We start from the raw sequence: 24,691 nt of genomic DNA on the forward strand, positions 1-24,691 counted from the left end.
GCAAACAAAAAAAGGCGTCCCGCTAGTTGCCTAGCGAGGACGCCTTTGTCCTGGTCCCGTTCTCTCGGGAAGCCCGGCCTTCGTCGTTGAAGGTTGGGCTTTATGTGTGTGTTGAGTGGGGTAATGCAGTGGTTGTGCCAAGTGGGGACGGTGGCGGGTTTATTGGGGGTGACGGATTTTGAGGATGGTTTTTTTGCACTGATTCGAAGCGGGTTGCTCGTTCGTGGGGCCTTCAGGCAGTTGAATTTGTGGTGATTGGGCGGGCGCCTTCGCGAGCAAGCTCGCTCCCACTGGGGGCTGTGGTGTTCACAAATCCCCTGTTGGAGCGAGCTTGCTCGCGAATGGCGCGATGCGGTTCAACTGTGAAACAACAAAACCAGCAGCACCAGATTCCCGAGCAATGCCAGCAACGCCATCGTCCGCCAGACCTTCAGCGGCTCCCGCTCCAATAACGGTCGAGGACGCACGCTCAAACTGCGCCGCTCGCCCTGTTCCAACACCAGCAACCACTCTTCAGCCGTTTCAAAACGCTGCTGCGGATCCGCTGCCACACCACGCTCCAGACTCTGCGCCAACCATTCCGGCAGATCCGGCCGATAACGACTGGCGCTTACCGGCACGCCAAAGCGCGGCCGCTGAAACGCCTCAATCTCGCCATAGGGAAAATGCCCGGTGAGCAGGAAATACAGGGTCACGCCGACCGCATACAAATCCTGCTGCACACTCGGCGGATCCCCGCGAAACGCTTCCGGGGCGATGTAACTTGGGGTTCCGGGCAGCGTTGACGGCGCGTCTTCGGACAAGCCCGGGCAATACGCCAAACCAAAATCCAGCAGACGTAACTCACCGTCGTCACCCCAATGCAGGTTTTCCGGTTTGATGTCCCGGTGCACAATCTGCCGTCGATGCAAAAGCCCCACCGCGCGCAGCAGGCGCTCGGCAATATCCTGCCATTGCGCCAGCGGCAATGGGCCGTACTGTTGAAACAGCTGCGCCAGCGTCGTCCCGGAATATTCCCGCATCACGTAGTACAAATGCTGACGCTGCTGGCAGGCATGGACTTCAGGAAAGTGCCGGCCGGCCACACGTTTCAGGAACCATTCCTCGGACAGCAGCGCTTGCCCGGCGTGAGGATCATCGGCGCTGCGCGACGGCAGGGTTTTCAGCAACCACATCTGGCCTTGTCCATCGACAACCCTATACAGCAGCGATTGCTGACTCTGAGCGACAATCCCCTGAACCTGCCAGCCTTCGAAGGATTGGCCAGGTTTCAGCGGCGGCGGCAGCGGCCATTGCTGCAAATGAATCAATGCATCGCCGATATTTGCTTCACCCAGCGCATCGACGCGCACCAGCAATGCACTGGCATTGTCCTGACTCCCCGCCAGATGCGCCGCGTTGACCAGTGTTTGCGCGGCGCTGCGCAGATCCGGCTGATCACGCAGAATCGCTGCAATCGCGGTATCGCCCAGCGTTGACCAGACACCGTCACTGAGCAGCACAAAGCTTTCACCGTCACGCAGCTCTCCGTCGAGAAAATCCAGCACCAGATGCTGATCCAGCCCCAGCGCGCGCTTGAGCACGTGCTGCATACCCGGCTGATCCCAGACGTGATCTTCAGAGATCCGCTGCAAACTATCGCCGTGCCAGCGATACACCCGGCAATCTCCAACGTGGGCGAGGGTAAAACGCCGACCACGCATGACCACAGCACTGACGGTGGTGAGCAAGGGTTGGCCACCGCCATTGGCCTGCAGCCAACGATTTTGCGCGAGCAGCAGGCGATCCAGTGCTTGTGCCACGCTCCAGGTTTCCGGTGTGGCGTAGTAGTCGAGCGCCAGCGCCTGCAAGGTCGAACGCGCAGCCAGTCCGCCATCGGCACACTGGCTGACGCCATCAGCGATAGCGAACAGATAACCCTTGCTCGCCGCCAGTGCCGGAGCGGGCGTGACCAGACGCAAAGCGTCCTGATTCTCCGCACGCGGCCCGGTGGCGCTGGCTTCGGCAAAACTCAGTTGCAGGGCCATCGACGCCTCAGACCCGCGCCGCCGTCACGGCTGCCGAACCCCAGGTGGTTCTCCAGCGACGCTTGACGCCGTGCAGGCCAAACCACGCCAGTACGCCGAGGCTGGCGAACAACCACAGGGCCAGTTGGTAGCTGCCGGTGCTCTGTTTGATCGCGCCCATGCCGGCGGCCAAGGCAAATCCGCCGATACCGCCGGCCATGCCGATCAACCCGGTCATCACGCCGATCTCCAGACGAAAACGCTGCGGCACCAGTTGGAACACTGCGCCGTTGCCTGCCCCTAAACCGAGCATGGTGCAGACGAAAAGTGCCAGCGCGGCGTAGGAACTTGGCAGGTTAAACCCGACGGCAGCGATGCAGACGGCAGCGACGGTGTACATCGTCAGCAAGGTGCGGATGCCGCCGAAGCGATCCGCCAGCGCGCCACCCAGCGGCCGCATCAAACTGCCACCGAATACGCAGGCCGCGGTGTAGTAACCCGCCGTGACCGGGCTCAGGCCGTATTGGTCGTTGAAGTAGCCGGGCAGGGCGCTGGCCAGGCCGATGAAACCGCCGAAGGTGACGCTGTAGAAAAACATGAACCACCAGCTATCGCGGTCGCCCAAGGCTTTGAAGTAGTCAGCCATCGCTTTGGCTTTCGGCCGCTCAGGGGCGTTTTTCGCCAGCCAGGCGAACAGCACCAGTGTCAGTATCAGCGGGATCAAGGCGAAACCGAACACATTGCTCCAGCCAAACGAAGCCGCCAGCACCGGTGCAATCAGCGCGGCGAACACGGTGCCAGAGTTGCCTGCACCGGCAATGCCCATGGCTTTGCCCTGATGCTGCGGCGGATACCACTGTGACGCCAATGGCAGGGCCACAGCGAACGACGCACCGGCCATGCCGAGGAACAGACCCAGCAGCAGAGCCTGTTCGTAACTGTGGATACCGAGTTTCCACGCACCGAACAGTGCGCAGATCACGATGACCTGGCCGATCAGACCGGCAGTTTTCGGTGACAGACGATCAGCCAGCATGCCCATCGCAAAGCGCAGCACCGCCCCGGCCAGAATCGGCGTCGCCACCACAAGACCGCGTTGTTGCGTGGTCAGGTGCAGGTCGGCGGCGATTTGCACCGCCAGCGGGCCGAGCAGGTACCAGACCATGAAACTCAGGTCGAAATACAGGAAGGCCGCGAACAGGGTCGGGGTATGGCCGGATTTCCAGAAGCTTGAATTCATCGCGCACCTCAGCTGAAAAGAGTCTCGATAGGAGTCACAGCAGGTGGGGCGCCACCACGGCCGCACCACCGGCCCCGGGCTGTGGGGCCAAAACGCAAAAAACGCCGCTACCTGTTTCGCCATGAAGGGCAAACGGGTGAGCGACGTCTTTGTCGTGGGTGGGGCAACCGCCGTTGGTTACCTGTGCGTTTTACTTAGCGAGATTTGTGCCAACAAGTGAAAGATCAAAAGCCCCTCACCCTAGCCCTCTCCCGGAGGGAGAGGGGACTGATTGGGGGATGCTCGCGAAGTACGCCGACCTGTGATTTCTGCTGTGAATCCATAATCGACCCGGTCTTTCAGGTCGATGTTTGACGCCAGACACCTCGATCAGCCTCCTCTCCCTCTTCCGGAGGGAGAGGAGGCTGATTAGGGGATGCTCGCGAAGTACGCCGACCTGTGATTTCTGCTGTGAATCAATAATCGACCCGGTCTTTCAGGTCGATGTTTGACGCCAGACACCTCGATCAGTCCCCTCTCCATCTTCCGGAGGGAGAGGGGACTGATTGGGGGATGCTCGCGAAGTACGCCGACCTGTGATTTCTGCTGTGAATCCATAATCGACTCGGTCTTTCAGGTCGATGTTTTACGCCAGCACACCTCGATCGGTCCCCTCTCCCTCCGGGAGAGGGCTAGGGTGAGGGGCTTTTCAAGCAGCCAGAGCTTTTCAGCCAAGCAACTCACTCATGGCAATGATCTGCTCCGCCACCTGAATCAGCTTCTGCTGCCGGCTCATGGCCTGGCGGCGCATCAGGGTGTAGGCCTCTTCCTCATTGCAATCCTTCATCTTCATCAGCAACCCCTTGGCCAGCTCGATGCGCTTGCGCTCGGCCAGTTGCTGGTCGCGCGCCTGCAGTTGCGCACGCAAGGCCTGATCGCTTTCGAAGCGCGCCATGGCCACATCCAGAATCGGCTGCAAGCGTTGTGCGTGAATGCCTTCGACGATGTAGGCGCTGACCCCGGACCTGATCGCCTGACGCATCACCCCCGGATCATGTTCATCGGTAAACATCACGATCGGCCTGGGCTGGTCGCGGCTGACCAGCACCACTTGTTCCATGACATCGCGGCCGGGTGACTCGGTATCGATCAGGATTACGTCCGGGCGCACCGTTTCGACGCGGGCTGGCAGGTCGATGGTCAGACCGGATTCGTCGATCACCTCGAAACCGGCTTCAATCAGCGCGGCTTTCAGACGCCCGACTTTTTTCGCCGTGTCGTTGATCAGCAGAATGCGCAACATGTTGGCGGTCTCCTGTCAGCGGCGGGCGAGTAGGGGAGCGTCATCGCTCAGGGCGTGCAGCTTAAAGCTGCGGGCGAAACCGGCCGGATCGCTGCCGTCCCAGACCTTGCCGTCGAGCAACTGGCTGCTGCGCATGTCGGTGCCCCACGCGGCGACGCCGACAGCGGTGGCGGCGTCGCGGTAGATATCCAGTTGCTGAACCTGGCGGGCGACGGCGAGGTAATCCGGGTCTTCGCGCAGCAGGCCCCAGCGGCGGAACTGGGTCATGAACCACATACCGTCCGACAGATACGGCAGATTCACCTCGCCGTTGCCGTGAAAACGCAGCGCGTGCGGATCCTGCCAGCGATTGCCGAGGCCGTCGGCATAATCACCGAGAAAACGCGGTTCGATGCACGAAAGCGGAGCGTCCAGATATTCCGGCGCGCTGAGCAATTGTGCGGTGCTGCGGCGGTTTTCCGGGCTTTCTTCGATAAAGCGGCTGGCTTCCAGGACCGCCATCACCAGCGCCCGCGCGGTATTGGGGTACTGCTCGACAAATTCGCGGGTGCAGCCAAGGACTTTTTCCGGGTGATCGGGCCAGATACTCTGGCTGGTCGCCATCGTGAAACCGAGATCCTGCTGCACCGCGCTGGCTGCCCACGGTTCGCCAACGCAAAATCCGTCGATGCGCCCGGCCTGCAAGTGCGCAACCATTTGCGGCGGCGGCACCACCACACTGTCGACATCCTGCAACGGATGAATGCCCTGGCTCGCCAGCCAATAGTAGAGCCACATGGCATGGGTGCCGGTGGGAAACGTCTGGGCGAAGGTCAGTTTTGCGCGGCTTTGGTGCACGTGGCGATCCAGCGCTTCAGGACTGATCACGCCGAGGTTTTGCAGGCCGTGGGAAAGGTTGAGGCTCTGACCGTTCTGGTTCAGGCCCATCAACACCGCCATGTCCGTCGAAGCGACGCCGCCGATGCCCAGATGGACGGCGTAGATCAGGCCGTAAAGGCTATGGGCGGCGTCGAGTTCACCGCTGACCAGTTTGTCGCGCAGATTGGCCCACGACGTCTGGCGCTTGAGGTTGAGGGTCAGGCCATAAGGCTGGGCGAAGCCTTGAGTGGCAGCGACGACGACCGAGGCGCAATCGCTCAGGGCCATGAAACCGAGGTCGATCGCGCTTTTTTCCGGGGCATCACTGCCATTGACCCAGGCCAGCGGCCCGACGGACGAATCATTCATAAAAAGCCACCTTGAAAAAAAAACGCCGTCCCGGGCTTTTGCACAGGCAAAAACCGAGGACGACGCCATTGTCCTGAGCCGCACGCCGTCGTTGGCTTGCAGGCTGATACCGGGGAAAGGTGCAAGGCATATGCCACTCGCGGCGATTTGCGCGTGCGCCTCGCGCGCCGGGGTGTTGCCCGGCTATAATCGCCGCCTCTTTTCGCCGCCCGAGTCATCGCCGCCCATGTACACCCTGGCCCGTCAGCTGTTGTTCAAACTTTCCCCGGAAACCTCTCACGATCTGTCGCTGGATCTGATCGGCGCGGGTGGGCGTCTGGGGCTCAACGGCATGCTGTGCAAGAAGCCGGCGCACGTGCCGGTGACGGTCATGGGCCTGGACTTCCCGAACCCGGTGGGTCTGGCGGCCGGTCTGGACAAGAACGGCGCGGCCATCGACGGCTTTGCGCAACTGGGCTTCGGGTTTGTCGAAATCGGCACCGTGACCCCGCGTCCGCAGCCGGGCAACCCGAAACCGCGAATCTTCCGTCTGCCGGAAGCCGAGGCGATCATCAACCGTATGGGCTTCAACAACCTCGGTGTGGATAACCTGCTGGCGCGGGTCGCTGCAGCCAAATACAACGGCGTGCTGGGGATCAACATCGGCAAGAACTTCGACACCCCGGTCGAGCGCGCGGTGGACGATTACCTGATCTGCCTGGACAAGGTGTATGCCCATGCCAGCTATGTCACGGTCAACGTCAGCTCGCCGAACACCCCGGGCCTGCGCAGCCTGCAGTTCGGTGATTCGCTCAAGCAGTTGCTGGCGGATCTGGCGGCGCGTCGCGCCGAGCTGGCCCTGCGCCACGGCAAGCATGTGCCGCTGGCGATCAAGATCGCTCCGGACATGACCGATGAAGAGACCGCGCAAGTGGCTCAGGCGCTGATCGAGACCGGAATGGACGCGGTGATCGCCACCAACACCACCCTGAGCCGCGTCGGCGTCGAAGGCATGGAGCACGGTGACGAGGCGGGCGGTCTGTCTGGCGCCCCGGTGCGTGACAAGAGCACCCACACCGTGAAGGTGCTGGCGGCGGAACTGGGTGGCCGGTTGCCGATCATCGCGGCCGGCGGCATTACTGAAGGCAAGCATGCGGCCGAGAAGATTACGGCGGGTGCGAGCCTGGTGCAGATTTATTCGGGCTTCATCTATAAAGGCCCGGCGCTGATCCGCGAATCGGTCGACGCCATCGCTGCCCTGCGCTGATCCAATTGTGGGAGCGAGCTTGCTCGCGAAAGCGGTGTGTCAGTCTCTGTAGATATTGACTGAATAGACGCTTTCGCGAGCAAGCTCGCTCCCACAGGTGTGTGCAGCACAAATAATGTGACAGGCATAAAAAAGGGCTCCTCGAAGGAGCCCTTGGGCCGTAGCCCGCCGTCCGGGAAGGACGTGCATGGTAAGTCGCTAGAAATTCAGATTGTCGTGTTGCAGTCAGTGCCCTGTGTCAGCCAACGGCGTGAAGTTCGTTGAGTCTGTGGATTCCCGCAGTGCCGGTCATACCGTCCCAGTTGTCGCCGCGTCCTTCTCGCCAGCCGTTGATCCAGGCTTGGCGTACCGACGGTAGAGTAAATGGGCAAAGCTCACGGGATTTGCCACCAACGCCATATTGATATCCGCGCAAAAATGCTCTTTCCAACGGATCACGCTTAAGTCTTCTCATAGGGTGTTTCCCTCACTTGTTGACTGTTTGTGTCGCGTTGACCTCAACCGAGGTCTGGCAGAAAACTCTGCCGGGGTGCGGCTCGCTGCCGGCGTGGCGAGCCAAGGTGTTGACGCCGTTGCGACGTCAACCTGTGGTCAGTTCTAACCAATGAGTCACACCGAGGGAATGATCGTTTTGTCATAAGGACGTAACGAAAATAGTGCTACAGCCATAAGTAACGACGGGTTTCATGAACGTTTTTTCAGCAAACCCCGGTATGATCGGCTCCGCGGCGGATGGTGGGGTTAATCCTTTAGTGAGAATGACCCACGTTTGCGCTAGGTTAATAAGCGACGAAGGGTCGCTTTAAGACTTTTTGTTTCATCAACTTTTTTATCTGTCCCGGCATCTAAGCTCCTTTAACCCGAGCAGCGGGGATGGAACGGCACACCTTCGTGCCACGCGGGCGCTCTTTTAGAAAAGCGCCTGATTGAAAACCGGATCGGCAATGCGTTGCCGATTCACTAGCCAAAGGCTCTGGAAATACCATGTCCGACCGTTTCGAACTCTTCCTCACTTGCCCTAAAGGCCTTGAAGGCCTGCTCATCGAGGAAGCCGTCGGGCTTGGCCTTGAAGAAGCGCGCGAGCACACTTCCGCCGTGCGTGGCATGGCGAGCATGGAAACCGCTTATCGCCTGTGCCTTTGGTCGCGTCTGGCCAACCGCGTGTTGCTGGTGCTCAAGCGTTTCCCGATGAAGGACGCCGAAGACCTGTATCACGGCGTGCTCGACATCGACTGGCAGGATCACATGCTGGCCGACGGCACCCTGGCTGTCGAATTCAGCGGCCACGGCTCGGGTATCGACAACACCCACTTCGGTGCCCTCAAAGTCAAAGACGCCATCGTCGACAAACTGCGCACCCCGCAGGGTGATCGCCCGAGCATCGACAAGCTCAACCCGGACTTGCGCATTCACCTGCGTCTGGATCGCGGCGAAGCGATCCTCTCCCTCGACCTCTCTGGCCACAGCCTGCACCAGCGCGGCTATCGCTTGCAGCAGGGCGCGGCGCCGCTGAAGGAAAACCTCGCCGCGGCGATTCTGATCCGTTCCGGCTGGCCACGCATTGCGGCCGAAGGCGGCGCGCTGGCTGACCCGATGTGCGGTGTCGGTACGTTCTTGGTCGAGGCCGGCATGATCGCCGCCGACATGGCGCCGAACCTGCGCCGCGAGCAGTGGGGCTTCACCGCCTGGCTCGGTCACGTCCCGGCGCTGTGGAAAAAGCTCCATGAAGAAGCCGTCGAGCGTGCCGCTGCCGGTCTGGCCAAGCCACCGCTGTGGATTCGCGGCTACGAAGCCGACCCGCGTCTGATTCAGCCGGGCCGCAACAACGTTGAGCGCGCCGGTCTGAGCGAGTGGATCAAGATCTACCAGGGCGAAGTCGCGACCTTCGAGCCGCGTCCGGACCAGAACCAGAAAGGTCTGGTGATCTGCAACCCGCCGTACGGCGAGCGTCTGGGTGACGAAGCCAGTCTGTTGTACCTCTACCAGAACCTCGGCGAGCGCCTGCGTCAGGCCTGCCTGAACTGGGAAGCCGCGGTGTTCACCGGCGCGCCGGACCTGGGCAAGCGCATGGGCATCCGCAGCCACAAACAGTATTCGTTCTGGAACGGCGCGCTGCCGTGCAAGCTGCTGCTGATCAAGGTGCTGCCGGATCAGTTCGTCACTGGCGAGCGTCGTACCCCGGAGCAGCGTCAGGCCGAACGCGAACAAGCGGCTTACGACCAGACCCCGGACGAGCCGCAAGAGCGCAAGTTCAACAAGAACGGCAACCCGATCAAACCGACGCCCGCTCCGGCCCCGGTGATCGAGCAGCCGCGCTTGAGTGAGGGCGGGCAGATGTTTGCCAACCGCCTGCAAAAGAATCTCAAGGCGATGAGCAAGTGGGTCAAGCGCGAAGGCATCGACTGCTACCGCGTCTACGATGCCGACATGCCGGAATACGCCATGGCCATCGACCTGTACCACGACTGGGTGCACGTCCAGGAATACGCCGCGCCGAAGTCGATCGACCCGGAAAAAGCCTCGGCGCGCATGTTCGACGCCTTGGCAGCGATCCCGCAGGCACTGAATGTCGACAAGAGCCGCGTGGTGGTCAAACGCCGCGAGCGCCAGAGTGGCACCAAGCAGTACGAGCGTCAGGCGGCGCAGGGCAAGTTCAATGAGGTGAGCGAAGGCGGTGTGAAGTTGCTGGTCAACCTCACTGACTACCTCGACACCGGCCTGTTCCTCGACCACCGGCCGATGCGCATGCGCATTCAGAAAGAGGCCGCCGGCAAACGCTTCCTCAATCTGTTCTGCTACACCGCGACCGCCAGCGTGCACGCGGCCAAGGGCGGCGCACGCAGCACCACCAGCGTCGACCTGTCGAAAACCTACCTCGACTGGGCACGCCGCAACCTGTCGCTGAACGGTTTCTCTGACAAGAACCGTCTGGAGCAGGGCGATGTGATGGCGTGGCTGGAAAGCAGCCGCGACGAGTACGACCTGATCTTCATTGATCCGCCGACCTTCTCCAACTCCAAGCGCATGGAAGGCATCTTCGACGTGCAGCGTGATCAGGTGCAGTTGATCGACCTGGCGATGGCGCGTCTGGCAACCGGTGGCGTGCTGTATTTCTCCAACAACTTCCGCAAGTTCCAGTTGGAGGAAAACCTGACCGAGCGCTATGCGGTCGAGGAAATCAGCGCGCAAACCATTGATCCGGATTTCGCCCGCAACACCAAGATCCACCGCGCCTGGAAAATCACGGCTCGTTGACACTTGCCAAAGTTGGATCCACAGAGCCTTGATTTTTAAAGGCTCTTGGATCCGTTCAGTGCTAGCCAAATTAATGGCTAATAGCTATAACTCAACTCATGGCCAATGGGGTTTCCCCGGAACACTGGCGTAGTGAGTTGCCTTTATGTCGTTGCACCCCGTGCGCCCAAAGATCCTGGGTTTTATCAGCGAAGAAGTCTCGGCCTGGCTGGTCGCGCTGCTGGTATTGCTCGCCGGCGGGATTCTCACGGGGCTGCTCGCCTGGGCCACCCTCAACCAGTTCCATCAGCAATTGCGTCAGCGTTTTCAACTGCTGGCCAATGAACGTTACAGCCGCATCGAAGAGCGCTTTCAGGATCAGGAGCAACGCCTGGATGGCCTGCGCCGCTTCTTCGCCAACTCCGAGTCGGTGTCCCGCGCCGAATTCGACGGTTATACCCGCCCTCTGTTGCTGCGCACCCAGGCCTATTCGTTTGCCCTGCGGGTCAGCGGTGCCGAGCGCGCCGCGTTCGAGCAGCGCGTGCGTGACGAAGGCCTGAGCACGTTTACCATCCGCGAACTTAATGCCCAGGGCGAGTTGCAACTGGCCGCGATCCGCGACGAATACGTGCCGGTGCTGTACAGCCAGACCCAGAGCCGTCTCGGCTCGCCGTTGGGCTACGATTTGCTGGCCCAGCCGCTGCGCCGCGACACCCTGCAGCGCGCGGACAAGCTCGCCAGTCTGGCGGTGTCGCAACCGATGCATCTGGTCAGCATCGAGCCGTCTTACGCCCGCGGCGTGCTGCTGGTGGCGCCGGTGAGCCGCGAGGGCCAGCCGCGACCGTTCGGCTACGCGATGGCCGTGATCAGCATGCGCCAGTTGCTGGCCGACGGCTTGCCGGATGCGTCTCATGACTACCTGTCGGTGCGCATCCTCGATCTGTCAGTCACTGATCAGCATGAGGTGCTGTTCGAATCGACCAACGAGCCGGCGGCCAGCGATTTGTCGGCCACCCGTTTGCTGCGCATGGCCGATCATGATTACCAGGTGGACATCCTGCCGAGCGAAGCCTTTATGCAGGCCAACCATTCGTCGGTCGGCAGTGTGGTGATTCTCGGTGGTTTGCTCAGCCTGCTGCTGAGCGCCTTGCTGTATGTGCTGGTCAGCCAGCGCCAGCGTGCCTTGCGCATGGTCCAGTTGCGCACCCAGGAATTGCACGAGCGCGAACAGGAGTTGCGCGGCACCCACGGCCAGTTGCGCGGGGTGTTGAACGCCGCGACCCAGGTGGCAATCATCGCCACCGACCTGCGCGGGGTGATCAACACCTTCAATCCCGGCGCCGAGCAGATGCTCGGTTACAGCAGTGCCGATGTCGTCGGCCACATGACTCTGGAAAACCTGCACTTGCCCCGCGAGTTGAGTGCGCGGGCGGCGGAATTGAGCGCGCGTTATGGCAAAAGCATTCCTACCTGCCATGCGATGTTGGTCGAGGGCGGTGAAGTCGGTGGCCACGAAGCACGCGAATGGACGCTGGTGCGCAGCGATGGCAGCCATTTGCCGGTGAACATGCTCGCGACTCCGGTGCTGGATGAGCAGGGCTTGTGGGTCGGCCATCTGGCGATTTGCATCGACATCACCGAGCGCAAGCGTGTGCACGAAGTGCTGGCGGCGCGGGACGTGTTGCTGAAGAAACTCAGCGCCCACGTGCCCGGCGGCATTTATCAGTTCAAGATGGAATTCGACGGGCGTTTCAGCGTGATCTACGCCAGCGACGGCATCCGTGAGATCTACGAGCTGGAACCCGACGTGTTGCTGTTCAATGCCGAGGCAATCTTCACGCGTATTCATCCGCAGGACGTCACCCGCGTCCGCACCTCGATTCGTGCTTCGGCGGACAGCCTCAGCCCGTGGCGCGAGGAGTATCGCGTGCAATTACCCGAGCGCGGCCTGCGTTGGGTGCGCGGCGAGGCGACCCCGGAGGAACTGCCGGGTGGCGGCGTGTTGTGGCACGGCTACATCTCGGATATCTCCGACCTGAAGCGGGTGGAAGAAGAATTGCGTGCGCTGTCGGTAACCGACTCGCTGACCGGGATTCACAACCGGCGCTATTTCCAGGAGCGCCTGACCACTGAAATGGCTCGCGTCGAACGGGGCGGCGGCGAGTTGTCGGTGATCATGCTCGACATCGACCATTTCAAGCGCATCAACGATCAGTATGGTCACGCCATGGGCGACCGGGTGTTACAAGCGGTGTGCGAGCGCATTGGTCATCGCTTGCGGCGTACCGATGTGTTTTGCCGCTTGGGCGGCGAAGAGTTCATGGTGCTCTGCCCGGACATCGACGGTGAGCATGCGTACATGCTGGCGGTGGAGTTGTGGCAAGGCTTGCGCAGTGCGCCGGTGGATGTGGTCGGGGTGGTGACGGCGAGTTTCGGCATCGCCAGCTGGCGGCCGGGGGAGGGCGCGGATGCGTTGCTGCTGCGGGCGGATTCGGGGGTGTATATGGCAAAGCAGCGCGGGCGCGATCGCGTCGAGCAGATGAGTTAGGCCGCGACGCGGTTCCCCTGCGGGAGCGAGCTTGCTCGCGAAGGCGGCGGGTCAGTCGCCAAAAATACTGACTGAACTGACGCCTTCGCGAGCAAGCCCGCTCCCACAAAATCTAAAGATCGCAGCCTGCTTTGGGCGGCTTAGAGGGCCGAAGCGGTCTGCGGCAGTTTCGGCTGCTTGTACAGATCCAGCAGCACCTGATCCAGCACCGACGATGCGCCAAACGGCGCCTTGTCGTTGAGGATCGCCACCACCGCCCAGGTATTGCCATTGACGTCGCGGCTGAAGCCGGCAATTGCACGCACGGTGTTCAGGGTGCCGGTCTTGACGTGGGCTTCGCCGCGCATCGCTGTGGTTTTCAAGCGTTTGCGCATGGTGCCATCGGTGCCGGCGATCGGCATCGAGCTGATGTACTCGGCGGCATACGGGCTGTGCCACGCCGCTTGCAGCATGTTCGCCATCTCGCGGGCGCTGACGCGTTCGGCACGGGACAGGCCGGAACCGTTCTCCATCACCAGATGCGGCGCGGTGATGCCTTTCTTCGCCAGCCACTGACGTACTACGCGCTGCGCGGCTTTGGCGTCATCACCGTCGGCGTCGTTGCGAAAGCGCTGGCCGAGGCTCAGGAACAGTTGCTGCGCCATGGTGTTGTTACTGTACTTGTTGATGTCGCGGATGATTTCCGCCAGATCCGGCGAGTACGCACGGGCCAGCAGTTTGGCGTTGCCTGGCGTCGCGCCGAGACGATCCTTGCCTTGAATGCTGCCGCCCAGTTCTTTCCAGATCGCGCGCACGGCGCCGGCGGTGTAAGTCGCGTGGTCGAGCAGCGACAGGTAGGTCTGTGAGTTGCAGCCTTCGCCCAACTGGCCGGCCACGGTCACGTTGACGCTGCCATCGGCCTGCGTCACCGGGTTGTAGCGCACGCCGCCGGTGCATTGCTTGGAGGGCAGGGCCTTGACGGTGTTTTCGATATGGATGCTGGCAATCGGCGGTTCCACCGAAATCAGTACCCGACCACCGTCATTGCGCGCGACGAAGCGCAGGGCCTTGAGGTTGACCAGCAGCGAGTCGGGCTTGACCAGAAACGGTTTGTTCTCGTCGTTGCCGTCGTCGTTGAACTCGGGCAGTTGTGGCTGGATGAAGAAGCTGCGGTCGAGGATCAGATCGCCAGTGATCTGGGTCACGCCGTTGGCGCGCAGGTCGCGCATCAGCAGCCAGAGTTTTTCCATGTTCAGTTTCGGATCGCCGCCACCCTTGAGGTAGAGGTTGCCGTTGAGGATACCGCCACTGAGGTCGCCGTCGGTGTAGAACTCGGTTTTCCACTGATGATTGGGGCCGAGCATTTCCAGCGCCGCGTAGGTGGTGACCAGTTTCATGGTCGAGGCCGGGTTGACCGACACGTCGGCGTTGTACACGGTCGGGTTGCCCGGGCCGTCGAGCGGGATCATCACCAGTGACAGCGCGCTTGGCTGCAATTTGCTCGCCTTGAGGGCTTTTTCGACGTTGGGGGTGAGGGCGGTATTAAGGGTGGCGGCGGAAACAGGCAGGGCCAGCGGCAGAAGAAGGCCGGCGAGAAACAGTGGACGCAACGATTTGATCATATGAAATAAAACCCTGCAGAAGAGGGGAAAAATAACGAGGACATGGATGAAAAAGCCCTCAGTGGTCATGAAAGTGTCGGCATTATGCCCCAAGGTTCTACAGCTTGTGCCTTGTCCGGGCCGGCCAATAGGTTATTTTTTTACAGGCGGTCGGCTTCAGGGGCCAGAGAGTCGGGCAATCGACGCCTTAAACTGGTAAAGTGCCGGCCGTTAATACTTAAGAGGATTGTTCCAATGGCGACTAACCGTTCCCAGCGTCTGCGCAAAAAACTGTGCGTTGATGAATTTCAAGAGCTGGGTTTCGAACTGAACCTGGACTTCAAAGAAGACTTGTCCGAAGAAGCCATTGACGCTTTCCTCGAAGCCTTCATCAAAGAAGCCATGGAAGCCAATGGTCTGGGTTACGTTGGTGGCGACGACTTCGGTCTGGTATGCCTGCAGAAGCGTGGCTCGGTGAACGAAGAGCAGCGTGCTGCTGTTGAAGCCTGGTTGAAAGGCCGTAGCGAACTGACTGGTATGACTGTCAGCCCGCTGCTGGACGTCTGGTATCCGGAAAAGCCGATCAACCCGGCTAAGTGATACTGAAAAAAACGGCGACCTTCGGGTCGCCGTTTTTTTTCGTCTGGTGTTTGGGTGTTCGGTTTGGGATTTGTGGTGAGTCTGCCCCTCACCCCAGCCCTCTCCCCCTGGAAAGGGAGCCGATTTATGGGCTTGTCAAAATTTGAGTTCGACTCGGTATCTCACGTCGGCGTATGTCTTCCAGACACCTCGGTCAGTCCCCTCTCCCTCGGGGAGAGGGCTAGGCGGGCGGCGTTCCGATGAGGGGCTTTTGACCTTAAGCTTTACGCCAATTCAAAATCACCAACGTCAACACCCCCGCGACAATTCCCCAGAACGCCGAACCAATGGAAAACAGTGTCAGCCCCGACGCCGTGACCATAAAGGTAATCAACGCCGCTTCACGCTCCTTCACCTCGGTCATGGCAATGCTCAAACCGTTGATGATCGAACCGAACAGCGCCAGCGCGGCGATCGACAGCACCAGTTCTTTCGGCAGCGCGGCAAACAGCGCCGCCAATGTGGCGCCAAACACCCCGGCAATCCCGTAGAAAATCCCGCACCACACCGCCGCGGTGTAGCGCTTGTTGCGATCCTCATGGGCGTGCGGCCCGGTGCAGATCGCGGCGCTGATCGCCGCGAGGTTGATCCCGTGGGAGCCGAATGGCGCCAGCAGCAGCGAGGCGATGCCGGTGCTGGTGATCAGTGGCGAGGCCGGCACGTTGTAGCCGTCGGCGCGCAGCACGGCGATGCCGGGCATGTTCTGCGAAGTCATCGCCACCACGAACAGCGGAATGCCGATGCTGATGGTCGCCGCCAGCGAGAAGTGCGGCGTGGTCCACACCGGTGTCGCCACCTCCAGATGAAAGGCACTGAAGTCCAGCAGCCCCATGAACCCGGACAGCGCTGTACCGATCAGCAGGGCGGCAAGCACCGCGTAACGCGGCGACAGGCGTTTGACCAGCAGGTAAGTGAAGAACATACCCAGCACCAGAGCGGTGCGGTGCTGCGCGGCGACGAAGATTTCGCTGCCGATCTTGAACAGAATCCCTGCAAGCAACGCCGCCGCCAGCGAAGCCGGAATCTTTTTCACCAGGCGTTCGAAGCTGCCGGTCAGCCCGCAAATCGTCACCAGCACCGCGCAGGTGATGTAGGCGCCGATAGCCTCGCCATACGTGACGCCGCCCAGGCTGGTGATCAGCAGGGCCGCGCCCGGGGTCGACCAGGCGATGGTGATCGGCGTGCGATAACGCAGCGACAGGCCGATGGAGCACACCGCCATGCCGATCGAGATCGCCCAGATCCACGACGAGATTTGCCCGCTGCTCAGGCCGGCCGCTTGCCCGGCCTGAAACATCAGCACCAGTGAACTGGTGTAACCGGTCATCATCGCGATAAAACCGGCGACGATGGCCGAGGGCGAAGTGTCGGCCAGAGGGCGCAGCCGGGTGTAGGTGGCGTCGTTCATGACGGCGGTGTTCCTTATACAGATGAAGATGTCCCCTTTGACGCAATCCCTACAGGGAATTGTGTGCTGAAGGCGGATTCTGCGATCAAGCCTAAACTCAATCGTAACGGATCGTTGCAATACAGCCGAGGTCACAAACGGCCATACAGTCGTGTTGCCACCATCCATTGTGTACAATCGCGCTGTTTTTTACGCGATACTTGCCAGCGACCTACTGTGCCGTATTACAGTCACGGTCTATTCGCCGCAGTTCTCCCGACTCGAGTGCCCATGAACGAACAGTTGCAACCCCTCAAGAAACAACCGCGAGCAGGCAAAGCCGGCCGCAGCGGAACCCAGGACGATATTGTCTACGCGCATATCTTCGAGGCCATCCTCGAACAGCGTCTGGCGCCCGGCACCAAGTTGAGTGAAGAAGCGCTGGGGGAAATCTTCGGGGTCAGCCGCACGATCATTCGCCGTGCGCTGTCGCGACTGGCCCATGAAGGAGTGGTGCTGTTGCGGCCGAACCGTGGCGCTGTGGTCGCCAGCCCGAGCGTTGAAGAAGCGCGTCAGGTGTTCATGGCCCGCCGTCTGGTCGAACGTGCGATCACTGAACTGGCGGTGCAGCACGCCACCGCCGAGCAGATCGCCGAGTTGCGGCAGATGGTCAACGACGAGCGCGACAGCTTCTCCCGTGGTGATCGCGGCGCCGGTATCCGGCTGTCGGGCGAGTTCCACCTGAAACTGGCCGAAGCGGCGAAGAACGCACCGCTGGTCAGCTTCCAGCGCAGCCTGGTGTCGCAGACTTCGCTGATCATTGCCCAGTATGAAAGCGGCAACCGTTCGCACTGCTCCTATGACGAGCACACCCAGTTGATCGACGCCATCGAGGCGCGCAACGGTGAGCTGGCGGTGGACCTGATGATGCATCACATGGATCACATCGACAGCAAGCTCAACCTCGATGAGGAAGGCGCGTCGGATGATCTGCATGCGGTGTTCTCGCATTTGTTGCAGACCAAGAAGCCGGGGCGTCCGGTGGCCAAGCTCTAAGTCGGACCGAGTTGGCCCAATCGCTGGCAAGCCAGCTCCCACAGGATGTGTGGTGTAGCGCAAATCGGGTGAACACCTCAAAAACGGTGGGAGCTGGCTTGCCAGCGATGGCAATCGGACAGGCAATAAAAATCCCCCAGGCTGAAAAGCTCTGGGGGATTTTTTATGCGTTGAGAAAACTCAGCGCTGATGCACCAGCGCACCCGCCGCATATGTTTGCTGCACGGTCCGGTCATCGCCCAGCGTCATCAACACAAACAACGTTTCGGCAATGTTGTTGGCCTGCTTCAAGCGGTAGCTGAGCAGCGGCGTGGCGTTGTAATCCAGCACCAGGAAGTCGGCGTCGGAACCCGGTTGCAGGTTGCCGATCTTGTCTTCCAGGCGCAGTGCCCGCGCACCGCCAAGCGTTGCGAGGTACAGCGACTTGAACGGACTCAGGCGCGCGCCCTGCAACTGCATGACTTTGTAGGCTTCGTTCAGCGTTTGCAGCAGCGAGAAACTGGTGCCGCCGCCGACGTCGGTACCCAGGCCGACATTCAGTTTGTGTTTCTCGGCCATCGGCAAGTTGAACAGGCCGCTGCCGAGGAACAAGTTCGACGTCGGGCAGAACGAGATTGCCGAGCCGGTTTGCGCCAAGCGTGCGCATTCGTCATCGCACAGGTGCACGCCATGGGCGAACACCGAGCGCTCGCCGAGCAACTGGTAATGGTCGTAAACGTCGAGGTAACCCTTGCGCTCCGGGAACAGTTCCTTGACCCACTCGATTTCCTTGAGGTTCTCGCTGATGTGGGTCTGCATGTACAGATCCGGGTATTCGGTCAGCAGTTGCCCGGCGAGGGTCAGTTGTTCCGGGGTGCTGGTCGGGGCGAAGCGCGGGGTGACGGCATAGTGCAGACGGCCCTTGCCGTGCCAGCGTTCGATCAGCGCCTTGCTCTCGACGTAACTCGATTCGGCGGTGTCGGTCAGGTAGTCCGGGGCGTTGCGGTCCATCATCACCTTGCCGGCGATCATCCGCAGGTCGAGCTTCTCGGCGGCTTCGAAGAAAGAGTTCACCGATTGCGGGTGCACGCTGCCGAATACCAATGCGGTGGTGGTGCCGTTGCGCAGCAGTTCCTTGATGAAAATGTCCGCGACTTCATCGGCGTGGTTTTTGTCACCAAACTGGCTTTCGCACGGGAAGGTGTAGGTGTTCAGCCAGTCGAGCAGTTGCTCGCCGTAGGCGCCGACCATGCCGGTTTGCGGCAGGTGGATGTGGGTGTCGATGAAGCCTGGAGTGATCAGCGCATCCTGATAATGCGTGATCTCGATGTCCGCTGGCAGGGTCGGCAGCAGTTCACTGGCGTGGCCGAGGGCGCTGATCTTGCCACCATCGACCACCAGCAGGCCGTCCTCGAAATATTCGTAGGAGGCTTCGATCCCGACGTCGGCAGGGTCGGCAATGCTGTGCAGGATGGCGGCGCGGTAGGCTTTGCGAGTCAGAGGCATGAGGGTTCTCTAATCAATTTGAGGCTTTGAGTTTGGCGGCCTGACTGCGCCGGGAAGCGGGCAGCAGTCTGGCAATCGGTTCGGCGCTGGCGCTGTGCTGGCCGAAACTGGCGTTATAGGTGGCGATGATTTCGCCGGCGATGGAGATGGCGATTTCCACAGGCAGTTTGCCTTTGACTTCGCCGATGCCCATCGGGCAGCGCATGCGTTGCACGACGCCGGGGTCGAAACCGCGATCACGCAAGCGATGTTCGAACTTGGCCCGTTTGGTCTTCGAGCCGATCAGGCCGAACCAGGTGAAGTCGTTGCGCTTGAGGATCGCAGCGGTGAGTTCCAGATCCAGTTGATGGTTGTGGGTCATGACGATGCAATAGCTGCCGGCGGGCAGGTCGTCGATTTCATCCACAGGCTCTTCGGCGACGATTTTACGGACACCGTGGGGAATCTGTTGGGGAAATTCCTCTTCCCGCGAATCGATCCAGCGTACCCGGCAGGGCAGGCTGGCGAGCAGCGGCACCAAGGCGCGGCCAACGTGACCGGCACCGAACACGGCGATTTGCGCCTGCACCTGGCCCATCGGCTCGAACAGCAGCACCGTGGCGCCGCCGCAGCACTGGCCGAGGCTGGCACCGAGGCTGAAGCGCTCCAGATGGGTGTCCTGCTTGCCGCTGGCGAGCATCTCGCGGGCGATCTGCATGGCTTTGTATTCCAGATGCCCGCCACCGATGGTGTCGAAGGTCTGTTTCGCGCTGACGACCATTTTCGAGCCGGCGTTGCGCGGGGTCGAGCCGAGTTCTTCTATGATCGTCACCAGAACGCAGGGTTCGCCCTGATTCTGCAGGTCGGCGAGGGCGTCGATCCAGTTGTACATGTTCACCTCGACATCTTTGTTGTCTGTTCGGGCCTCTTCGCGAGCAAGCTCGCTCCCACAGGAGAATGCATTCCAAATGTGGGAGCGAGCTTGCTCGCGAAGACCGCACCTCGGTTTAGAGGGGAGCCAACTCGGTTTCAGCTTCGACCGCTTTCACGGCCTTCAACTGGCGCATCTGCTCACACCCCCACAACACCCGCTCCGGAGTCGCCGGCGCATCAATCTTCGGCTGATGCTGGTAATCACCCAGGCTCGCCACCGCATCCTTGATCGCACACCATGCGGCGATCCCGAGCATAAATGGCGGCTCGCCGACAGCCTTGGAATGGAACACCGTGTCTTCCGGGTTCTTGCGGTTTTCCACCAGCTTCACCCGCAGGTCGAGCGGCATGTCCGCCACGGCCGGGATCTTGTAGCTGGCCGGGCCGTTGGTCATCAGCTTGCCCTTGTTGTTCCAGACCAGCTCTTCCATGGTCAGCCAGCCCATGCCCTGCACGAAGCCCCCTTCGACCTGGCCGATGTCGATGGACGGGTTCAGCGAGGCGCCGACGTCGTGGAGGATGTCGGTGCGCAGCATCTTGTACTCGCCGGTCAGGGTGTCGACGATCACCTCGCAACATGCGGCGCCAAAGGCGAAGTAGTAGAACGGCCGGCCACGGGCCTGGCTGCGGTCGTAATAGATTTTCGGGGTCTTGTAGAAGCCGGTGCTCGACAGCGACACCTGATTGAAATACGCCTGCTGGATCAGCGCTTCGAAGGTCAGGATGTGATCACGCACGCGCACATGGCCGTTATGGAATTCCACATCTTCTTCGCTGACCTTGTAGTGCCGCGCAGCGAATTCGATCAGACGTTTCTTGATGGTCTCGGCGGCGTTCTGCGCGGCCTTGCCGTTGAGGTCAGCACCGCTGGAGGCGGCCGTCGGCGAGGTGTTTGGCACTTTGTCGGTGTTGGTCGCGGTGATCTGTACACGGTCGATTTCGACCTGGAACACTTCGGCCACCACCTGTGCGACTTTGGTGTTCAGGCCCTGGCCCATTTCCGTGCCGCCGTGGTTCAGGTGGATGCTGCCGTCGGTGTAGATGTGGATCAGTGCGCCGGCCTGGTTCAAGAAGCTGGCGGTGAAGGAAATACCGAATTTCACCGGGGTCAGCGCCAGGCCTTTTTTCAGGATCGGGCTGTTGGCGTTGTAGCGCCGGATCGCTTCGCGACGCTCGTGGTACTGGCTGCTTTCTTCCAGTTCGGCGGTCATCTCCTCGAGCATGTTGTGCTCGACGGTCTGGTAGTAGTGGGTGACGTTGCGCTCGGTCTTGCCGTAGTAGTTGGCCTTGCGCACCGCCAGCGGATCGAGGTGGAGGTGACGGGCAATCGCGTCCATCACTTCCTCGATGGCGACCATGCCTTGCGGGCCACCGAAACCACGGTAAGCGGTGTTCGACGCGGTGTTGGTCTTGCAGCGGTGACCATTGATCGTCGCGTCACCCAGGTAGTACGAGTTGTCCGAGTGGAACATCGCCCGGTCGACGATCGACGCGGACAAGTCCGGCGAGCAACCGCAGTTGCCGGCCAGGTCCACGTTGATCCCGTGCAGGCGCCCGGTGCTGTCGAAGCCGACGTCGTATTCGACGTAGAACGGGTGACGCTTGCCGGTCATCAGCATGTCTTCGACCCGCGGCAGGCGCATCTTCGTTGGCTGGCCGGTGAGGTGTGCAACCACGGCGCACAGGCACGCCGGGCTGGCAGCCTGGGTTTCCTTGCCACCGAAACCACCGCCCATGCGGCGCATGTCGACGACGATTTTGTTCATCGACACGTCGAGCACTTCGGCGACCAGTTTTTGTACTTCGGTCGGGTTCTGTGTCGAGCAGTAGACGATCATGCCGCCGTCTTCGGTCGGCATCACCGAGGAGATCTGCGTCTCCAGGTAGAAATGTTCCTGACCGCCAATGTGCAGCGTGCCCTGGATGCGGTGTTCAGCGGTCGCCAGCGCAGAGACCGAATCACCGCGCTGATGGGTGTGGCTGTCGAGCACGAAGTGGCGTTTGCGCAAGGCTTCGACCACGTCGAGCACCGGTTCCAGATCTTCGTATTCGATGATCGCCGCCATGGCGGCCTTGCGGGCGGTTTCCAGATCCTTGGCGGCGACGGCGAGCACCGGTTGGCCGACGAACTGCACGTCGTCGATGGCCAGCAATGGGTCGCCCGGCAGCAGCGGGCCGATGTCTTTCAGGCCCGGCACGTCTTCATGGGTGATCGCAATGCGCACGCCTTCGAAGGCGTAGCACGGCTTGGTGTCGATGCTGATGATTTTCGCGTGGGCGCGGTCCGACAGGCGTGCGTACAGGTGCAGCTGGTTGGGGAATTCCAGACGATCATCAATGTACTGCGCTTCACCGGACACGTGCTTGGCGGCGCTGTCGTGCTTGACGCTGCGGCCGACGCCGGTGGTCAGGTCCTTGGCGAACAGTTCAGCCAATTCAGCTTGAGTCTTCTCTACGGCGTGATGGTTAGACATAAGCGGTCACCCGAGTCTCGATGTGCGGTGTTTGCAGTTCGATGAAGTATTTGCGCAGCAGGTTCTGCGCGCTGAGCAGGCGATATTCCTTGCTGGCGCGGAAGTCCGAGAGCGGTGTGAAGTCGTCGGCCAGTGCGGCGCAGGCGCGTTCGATCACGGTGTTGTTGAACGGCTGGCCGAGCAACACGGCTTCGCAGTGGGCGGCGCGTTTCGGGATCGCGGCCATGCCGCCGAAGGCCATGCGGGCGTCGCTGATCACGCCGTTTTCCACGCGCAGGTTGAAGGCGGCGCAGACGGCAGAAATGTCGTCGTCCAGACGTTTGGAGACCTTGTACGCGCGGAAACGCTGCTCGGCCGTGGCACGCGGGACGATGATTTTCTCGATGAACTCGCTTTCCTGACGCGCGGTGACTTTGTAGTCGATGAAGTAATCTTCCAGGTTCAAGGTGCGGCGGGTTTCGCCTTTACACAGCACGACCTGCGCGCCGAGGGCAATCAGCAGCGGTGGCGAGTCACCGATCGGCGAGGCATTGCCGATGTTGCCGCCGAGGGTGCCCTGGTTGCGGATCTGCAGGGAGGCGAAGCGGTGCAGCAGTTCACCGAAGTCCGGGTATTCGGCGTTCAGCGCTTCGTAGCAGTCGGAGAGGGCGGTGGCGGCGCCGATTTCGATACGGTCAGCGAAGGTTTCGATGCGCTTCATTTGCGCGACGTTGCCAACGTAGATCATCACTGGAAGGGTGCGGTGGAACTGGGTGACTTCCAGCGCCAGGTCGGTGCCACCGGCCAGCAGTCGCGCTTGTGGATAAGCGTCGTAAAGGTCGGCCAGATCAGCGACGGTCAGCGGCACCAGACAGCGCTTGTCGCCGCTGTTGAGTTCGCCGATATCGGTCGGGGCGATGGCTTTGAGGCGGGCGATGGTCTCGGCTTCACGGGCGTCGAACTGGTCCGGTTGCTTGCCGCAGCACGACTGCTCGGCGGCGGCCAGAATCGGTCGGTAGCCGGTGCACCGGCAGAGGTTGCCGGCCAGCGCTTCGTGGGCCTTGGCCTGATCCGGTGCATCGCTGTTCTTTTGCAGGGCAAACAGCGACATGACGAAACCGGGGGTGCAAAAACCGCACTGCGAGCCGTGGCACTCGACCATGGCTTTCTGCACGCTGTGCAGTTCGCCTTTGTGCTTGAGGTCTTCGACGCTGATCAGTTGTTTGCCGTGCAGCGACGAAACGAACGTCAGGCACGAGTTGAGGCTGCGATAGCGAATGTGTTCGCGGCCGTCGTCATCCGTTTGCAACTCGCCGACCACCACGGTGCAGGCGCCGCAGTCACCGCTGGCGCAACCTTCTTTGGTGCCGGATTTGCCCACATGTTCGCGCAGGTAATTGAGCACGGTCAGATTCGGGTCCAGGGCGTGCTCGCTACGGAGTTCCTGGTTAAGTAAAAACTGGATCACGGAAGGCCTCGCAGACTCATTATTGTTGTTAACCGACGTGAACCGAATTTAGCAGGTCTGACTTTTCGGTCAATGATTTTCTGACTTAAAGGTCAGGAAAATGCATTTCGTCGATCGACAACGTGTCTATTCAGTATTGACCCTCATTGGATCCCCTGCTTTTTTGCGGGATTCGTGCCAAAAACCGCTGAGTGGGCACTCCGCCATGAGCCTGCATTTGCGCTACACTGCGCCGCTTGTGCAGATCGAAAGAGTTTGAAGGACAACCATGACGTTCAAGGCGCCGGACAGCCTCGCCGAGCAAATTGCTCACCACCTCGCCGAACGCATCATTCGTGGCGAAATGAAGCCGGGAGAGCGCATCCAGGAACAGAAGGTCACGCTGGCCCTCAATGTCAGCCGCGGCTCGGTCCGCGAAGCCTTGCTGATCCTCGAGCGTCGCCATCTGATCGCGATCCTGCCGCGACGTGGCGCCCATGTAACCGAACTCACGCCGCACAAGGTGCAGAGCCTTTGCACACTGATGAGCGAGCTGTACATCCTGCTCGGCAACTCGGTTGCCAATGGCTGGCAAGTCCAGTCGGACATGGCGCCGTTCGTGCAGATCCAGCAGCGCCTGACCGCCAGCTACGAGCGTCAGGACATCCGCACTTTTGTCGACGACAGCTTCGCGGTGATGCGCGCCGCTTATCCGTTCGCCAACAACCCGTACCTGCAAGAGACGGTCGAGAACCTGCAGCCGGCCATGAGCCGTGCCTATTTCCTCGCCCTCGAACAACGCAAGGCGGAAATGAGCGAGTTCCTCGAACTGTTCGAACGCCTGCTGGCCGCCGTGCTTGCCCGTGATTTGCCGCAGATCCGCATCGTGCTGACGGCTTACGCCCGGCGCAGCTGCGATCTGGTGGTGTCTGCCCTGACGGTCGCCTAA

General features: G+C 61.0%; 17 protein-coding genes. 6 read left to right on the plus strand and 11 right to left on the minus strand.

The annotated features are described in order from the left end of the window. Window positions 1-356: 356 nt before the first annotated feature. The 4 genes from ACXX9E_RS14760 to ACXX9E_RS14775 all read right to left on the minus strand — a co-directional run bounded on the left by ACXX9E_RS14760 (window position 357) and on the right by ACXX9E_RS14775 (window position 5,755). Complete coding sequence (locus tag ACXX9E_RS14760) at window positions 357-2,027, minus strand: bifunctional protein-serine/threonine kinase/phosphatase (RefSeq protein ID WP_458555607.1); 1,671 nt, start codon at window positions 2,025-2,027, stop codon at window positions 357-359. A 7-nt stretch (window positions 2,028-2,034) separates the two neighbouring features. Beyond that, window positions 2,035-3,246, minus strand: coding sequence for a nitrate/nitrite transporter (locus ACXX9E_RS14765; RefSeq protein ID WP_458555608.1), 1,212 nt, complete (start codon window positions 3,244-3,246; stop codon window positions 2,035-2,037). A 706-nt stretch (window positions 3,247-3,952) separates the two neighbouring features. Beyond that, the gene (locus ACXX9E_RS14770) at window positions 3,953-4,528 is read right to left on the minus strand and encodes an ANTAR domain-containing response regulator (RefSeq protein WP_336347719.1); all 576 of its coding nucleotides are present in this window, start codon (window positions 4,526-4,528) and stop codon (window positions 3,953-3,955) included. A gap of 15 nt (window positions 4,529-4,543) precedes the next feature. Next, window positions 4,544-5,755 (minus strand): CmpA/NrtA family ABC transporter substrate-binding protein, encoded by a 1,212-nt coding sequence (locus ACXX9E_RS14775; protein ID WP_336347720.1) that lies wholly within the window; start codon window positions 5,753-5,755, stop codon window positions 4,544-4,546. Window positions 5,756-5,981: 226 nt separating this feature from the next. Here ACXX9E_RS14775 and ACXX9E_RS14780 point away from each other — a divergent pair, with 226 nt between their 5' ends. Continuing rightward, entirely contained in the window at window positions 5,982-7,001 is a 1,020-nt protein-coding gene (locus ACXX9E_RS14780) for a quinone-dependent dihydroorotate dehydrogenase (protein WP_128614208.1), read from the plus strand. Between the two features lie 238 nt (window positions 7,002-7,239). On the opposite strand, the gene rmf is transcribed toward ACXX9E_RS14780, so the two are convergent. After that, window positions 7,240-7,455 (minus strand): ribosome modulation factor, encoded by a 216-nt coding sequence (rmf, locus tag ACXX9E_RS14785; protein ID WP_003223300.1) that lies wholly within the window; start codon window positions 7,453-7,455, stop codon window positions 7,240-7,242. A 530-nt stretch (window positions 7,456-7,985) separates the two neighbouring features. On the opposite strand from rmf, the gene rlmKL reads away from it, so the two are divergent. Continuing rightward, a complete protein-coding gene (gene rlmKL / locus ACXX9E_RS14790; protein WP_123463612.1) occupies window positions 7,986-10,256 on the plus strand; it encodes a bifunctional 23S rRNA (guanine(2069)-N(7))-methyltransferase RlmK/23S rRNA (guanine(2445)-N(2))-methyltransferase RlmL in 2,271 nt (756 codons plus the stop codon). Between the two features lie 145 nt (window positions 10,257-10,401). Beyond that, a complete protein-coding gene (locus ACXX9E_RS14795; RefSeq protein WP_128614965.1) occupies window positions 10,402-12,783 on the plus strand; it encodes a sensor domain-containing diguanylate cyclase in 2,382 nt (793 codons plus the stop codon). Window positions 12,784-12,923: 140 nt separating this feature from the next. On the opposite strand, the gene dacB is transcribed toward ACXX9E_RS14795, so the two are convergent. Further along, window positions 12,924-14,384, minus strand: a complete 1,461-nt coding sequence (gene dacB / locus ACXX9E_RS14800; RefSeq protein ID WP_123463608.1) for a D-alanyl-D-alanine carboxypeptidase/D-alanyl-D-alanine endopeptidase — start codon at window positions 14,382-14,384, stop codon at window positions 12,924-12,926. Window positions 14,385-14,618: 234 nt separating this feature from the next. Here dacB and ACXX9E_RS14805 point away from each other — a divergent pair, with 234 nt between their 5' ends. Next, a complete protein-coding gene (locus ACXX9E_RS14805; RefSeq protein ID WP_186744795.1) occupies window positions 14,619-14,963 on the plus strand; it encodes a YggL family protein in 345 nt (114 codons plus the stop codon). Window positions 14,964-15,219: 256 nt separating this feature from the next. Here the strand turns inward: ACXX9E_RS14805 and ACXX9E_RS14810 are convergent, their stop codons facing one another. Beyond that, window positions 15,220-16,410: a benzoate/H(+) symporter BenE family transporter gene (locus ACXX9E_RS14810; protein WP_322374098.1), complete on the minus strand. Its 1,191-nt coding sequence runs from the start codon at window positions 16,408-16,410 to the stop codon at window positions 15,220-15,222. A gap of 270 nt (window positions 16,411-16,680) precedes the next feature. On the opposite strand from ACXX9E_RS14810, the gene ACXX9E_RS14815 reads away from it, so the two are divergent. Further along, window positions 16,681-17,445, plus strand: a complete 765-nt coding sequence (locus ACXX9E_RS14815) for a GntR family transcriptional regulator (protein ID WP_186744789.1) — start codon at window positions 16,681-16,683, stop codon at window positions 17,443-17,445. A gap of 180 nt (window positions 17,446-17,625) precedes the next feature. Here ACXX9E_RS14815 and guaD read toward each other — a convergent pair whose 3' ends face one another. From guaD to xdhA, 4 genes are all read right to left on the minus strand, one after another. Further along, window positions 17,626-18,930: a guanine deaminase gene (guaD, locus tag ACXX9E_RS14820; protein ID WP_123463600.1), complete on the minus strand. Its 1,305-nt coding sequence runs from the start codon at window positions 18,928-18,930 to the stop codon at window positions 17,626-17,628. A gap of 13 nt (window positions 18,931-18,943) precedes the next feature. Then, window positions 18,944-19,801 carry a xanthine dehydrogenase accessory protein XdhC gene (gene xdhC, locus ACXX9E_RS14825; RefSeq protein WP_222833327.1) on the minus strand — a complete coding sequence of 286 codons (858 nt, stop codon included), beginning with the start codon at window positions 19,799-19,801 and terminating at the stop codon, window positions 18,944-18,946. A 115-nt stretch (window positions 19,802-19,916) separates the two neighbouring features. Then, window positions 19,917-22,316: a xanthine dehydrogenase molybdopterin binding subunit gene (gene xdhB, locus ACXX9E_RS14830; protein ID WP_458555609.1), complete on the minus strand. Its 2,400-nt coding sequence runs from the start codon at window positions 22,314-22,316 to the stop codon at window positions 19,917-19,919. Continuing rightward, window positions 22,309-23,763, minus strand: coding sequence for a xanthine dehydrogenase small subunit (gene xdhA / locus ACXX9E_RS14835; RefSeq protein WP_186744782.1), 1,455 nt, complete (start codon window positions 23,761-23,763; stop codon window positions 22,309-22,311). The genes xdhB and xdhA overlap by 8 nt, the downstream gene beginning before the upstream one ends. A gap of 268 nt (window positions 23,764-24,031) precedes the next feature. On the opposite strand from xdhA, the gene ACXX9E_RS14840 reads away from it, so the two are divergent. Beyond that, the gene (locus ACXX9E_RS14840; RefSeq protein WP_123463594.1) at window positions 24,032-24,691 is read left to right on the plus strand and encodes a GntR family transcriptional regulator; all 660 of its coding nucleotides are present in this window, start codon (window positions 24,032-24,034) and stop codon (window positions 24,689-24,691) included.

Source organism: Pseudomonas sp. GNP014, assembly GCF_054344005.1.

What these genes read in the sequence shown, in the direction of transcription:
- ACXX9E_RS14760 (WP_458555607.1), bottom strand. Translation starts at nt 2,027, where the DNA reads ATGGCCCTGCAACTGAGTTTTGCCGAAGCCAGCGCCACCGGGCCGCGT.
- ACXX9E_RS14765 (WP_458555608.1), bottom strand. Translation starts at nt 3,246, where the DNA reads ATGAATTCAAGCTTCTGGAAATCCGGCCATACCCCGACCCTGTTCGCG.
- ACXX9E_RS14770 (WP_336347719.1), bottom strand. Translation starts at nt 4,528, where the DNA reads ATGTTGCGCATTCTGCTGATCAACGACACGGCGAAAAAAGTCGGGCGT.
- ACXX9E_RS14775 (WP_336347720.1), bottom strand. Translation starts at nt 5,755, where the DNA reads ATGAATGATTCGTCCGTCGGGCCGCTGGCCTGGGTCAATGGCAGTGAT.
- ACXX9E_RS14780 (WP_128614208.1), top strand. Translation starts at nt 5,982, where the DNA reads ATGTACACCCTGGCCCGTCAGCTGTTGTTCAAACTTTCCCCGGAAACC.
- rmf (WP_003223300.1), bottom strand. Translation starts at nt 7,455, where the DNA reads ATGAGAAGACTTAAGCGTGATCCGTTGGAAAGAGCATTTTTGCGCGGA.
- rlmKL (WP_123463612.1), top strand. Translation starts at nt 7,986, where the DNA reads ATGTCCGACCGTTTCGAACTCTTCCTCACTTGCCCTAAAGGCCTTGAA.
- ACXX9E_RS14795 (WP_128614965.1), top strand. Translation starts at nt 10,402, where the DNA reads ATGTCGTTGCACCCCGTGCGCCCAAAGATCCTGGGTTTTATCAGCGAA.
- dacB (WP_123463608.1), bottom strand. Translation starts at nt 14,384, where the DNA reads ATGATCAAATCGTTGCGTCCACTGTTTCTCGCCGGCCTTCTTCTGCCG.
- ACXX9E_RS14805 (WP_186744795.1), top strand. Translation starts at nt 14,619, where the DNA reads ATGGCGACTAACCGTTCCCAGCGTCTGCGCAAAAAACTGTGCGTTGAT.
- ACXX9E_RS14810 (WP_322374098.1), bottom strand. Translation starts at nt 16,410, where the DNA reads ATGAACGACGCCACCTACACCCGGCTGCGCCCTCTGGCCGACACTTCG.
- ACXX9E_RS14815 (WP_186744789.1), top strand. Translation starts at nt 16,681, where the DNA reads ATGAACGAACAGTTGCAACCCCTCAAGAAACAACCGCGAGCAGGCAAA.
- guaD (WP_123463600.1), bottom strand. Translation starts at nt 18,930, where the DNA reads ATGCCTCTGACTCGCAAAGCCTACCGCGCCGCCATCCTGCACAGCATT.
- xdhC (WP_222833327.1), bottom strand. Translation starts at nt 19,801, where the DNA reads ATGTACAACTGGATCGACGCCCTCGCCGACCTGCAGAATCAGGGCGAA.
- xdhB (WP_458555609.1), bottom strand. Translation starts at nt 22,316, where the DNA reads ATGTCTAACCATCACGCCGTAGAGAAGACTCAAGCTGAATTGGCTGAA.
- ACXX9E_RS14840 (WP_123463594.1), top strand. Translation starts at nt 24,032, where the DNA reads ATGACGTTCAAGGCGCCGGACAGCCTCGCCGAGCAAATTGCTCACCAC.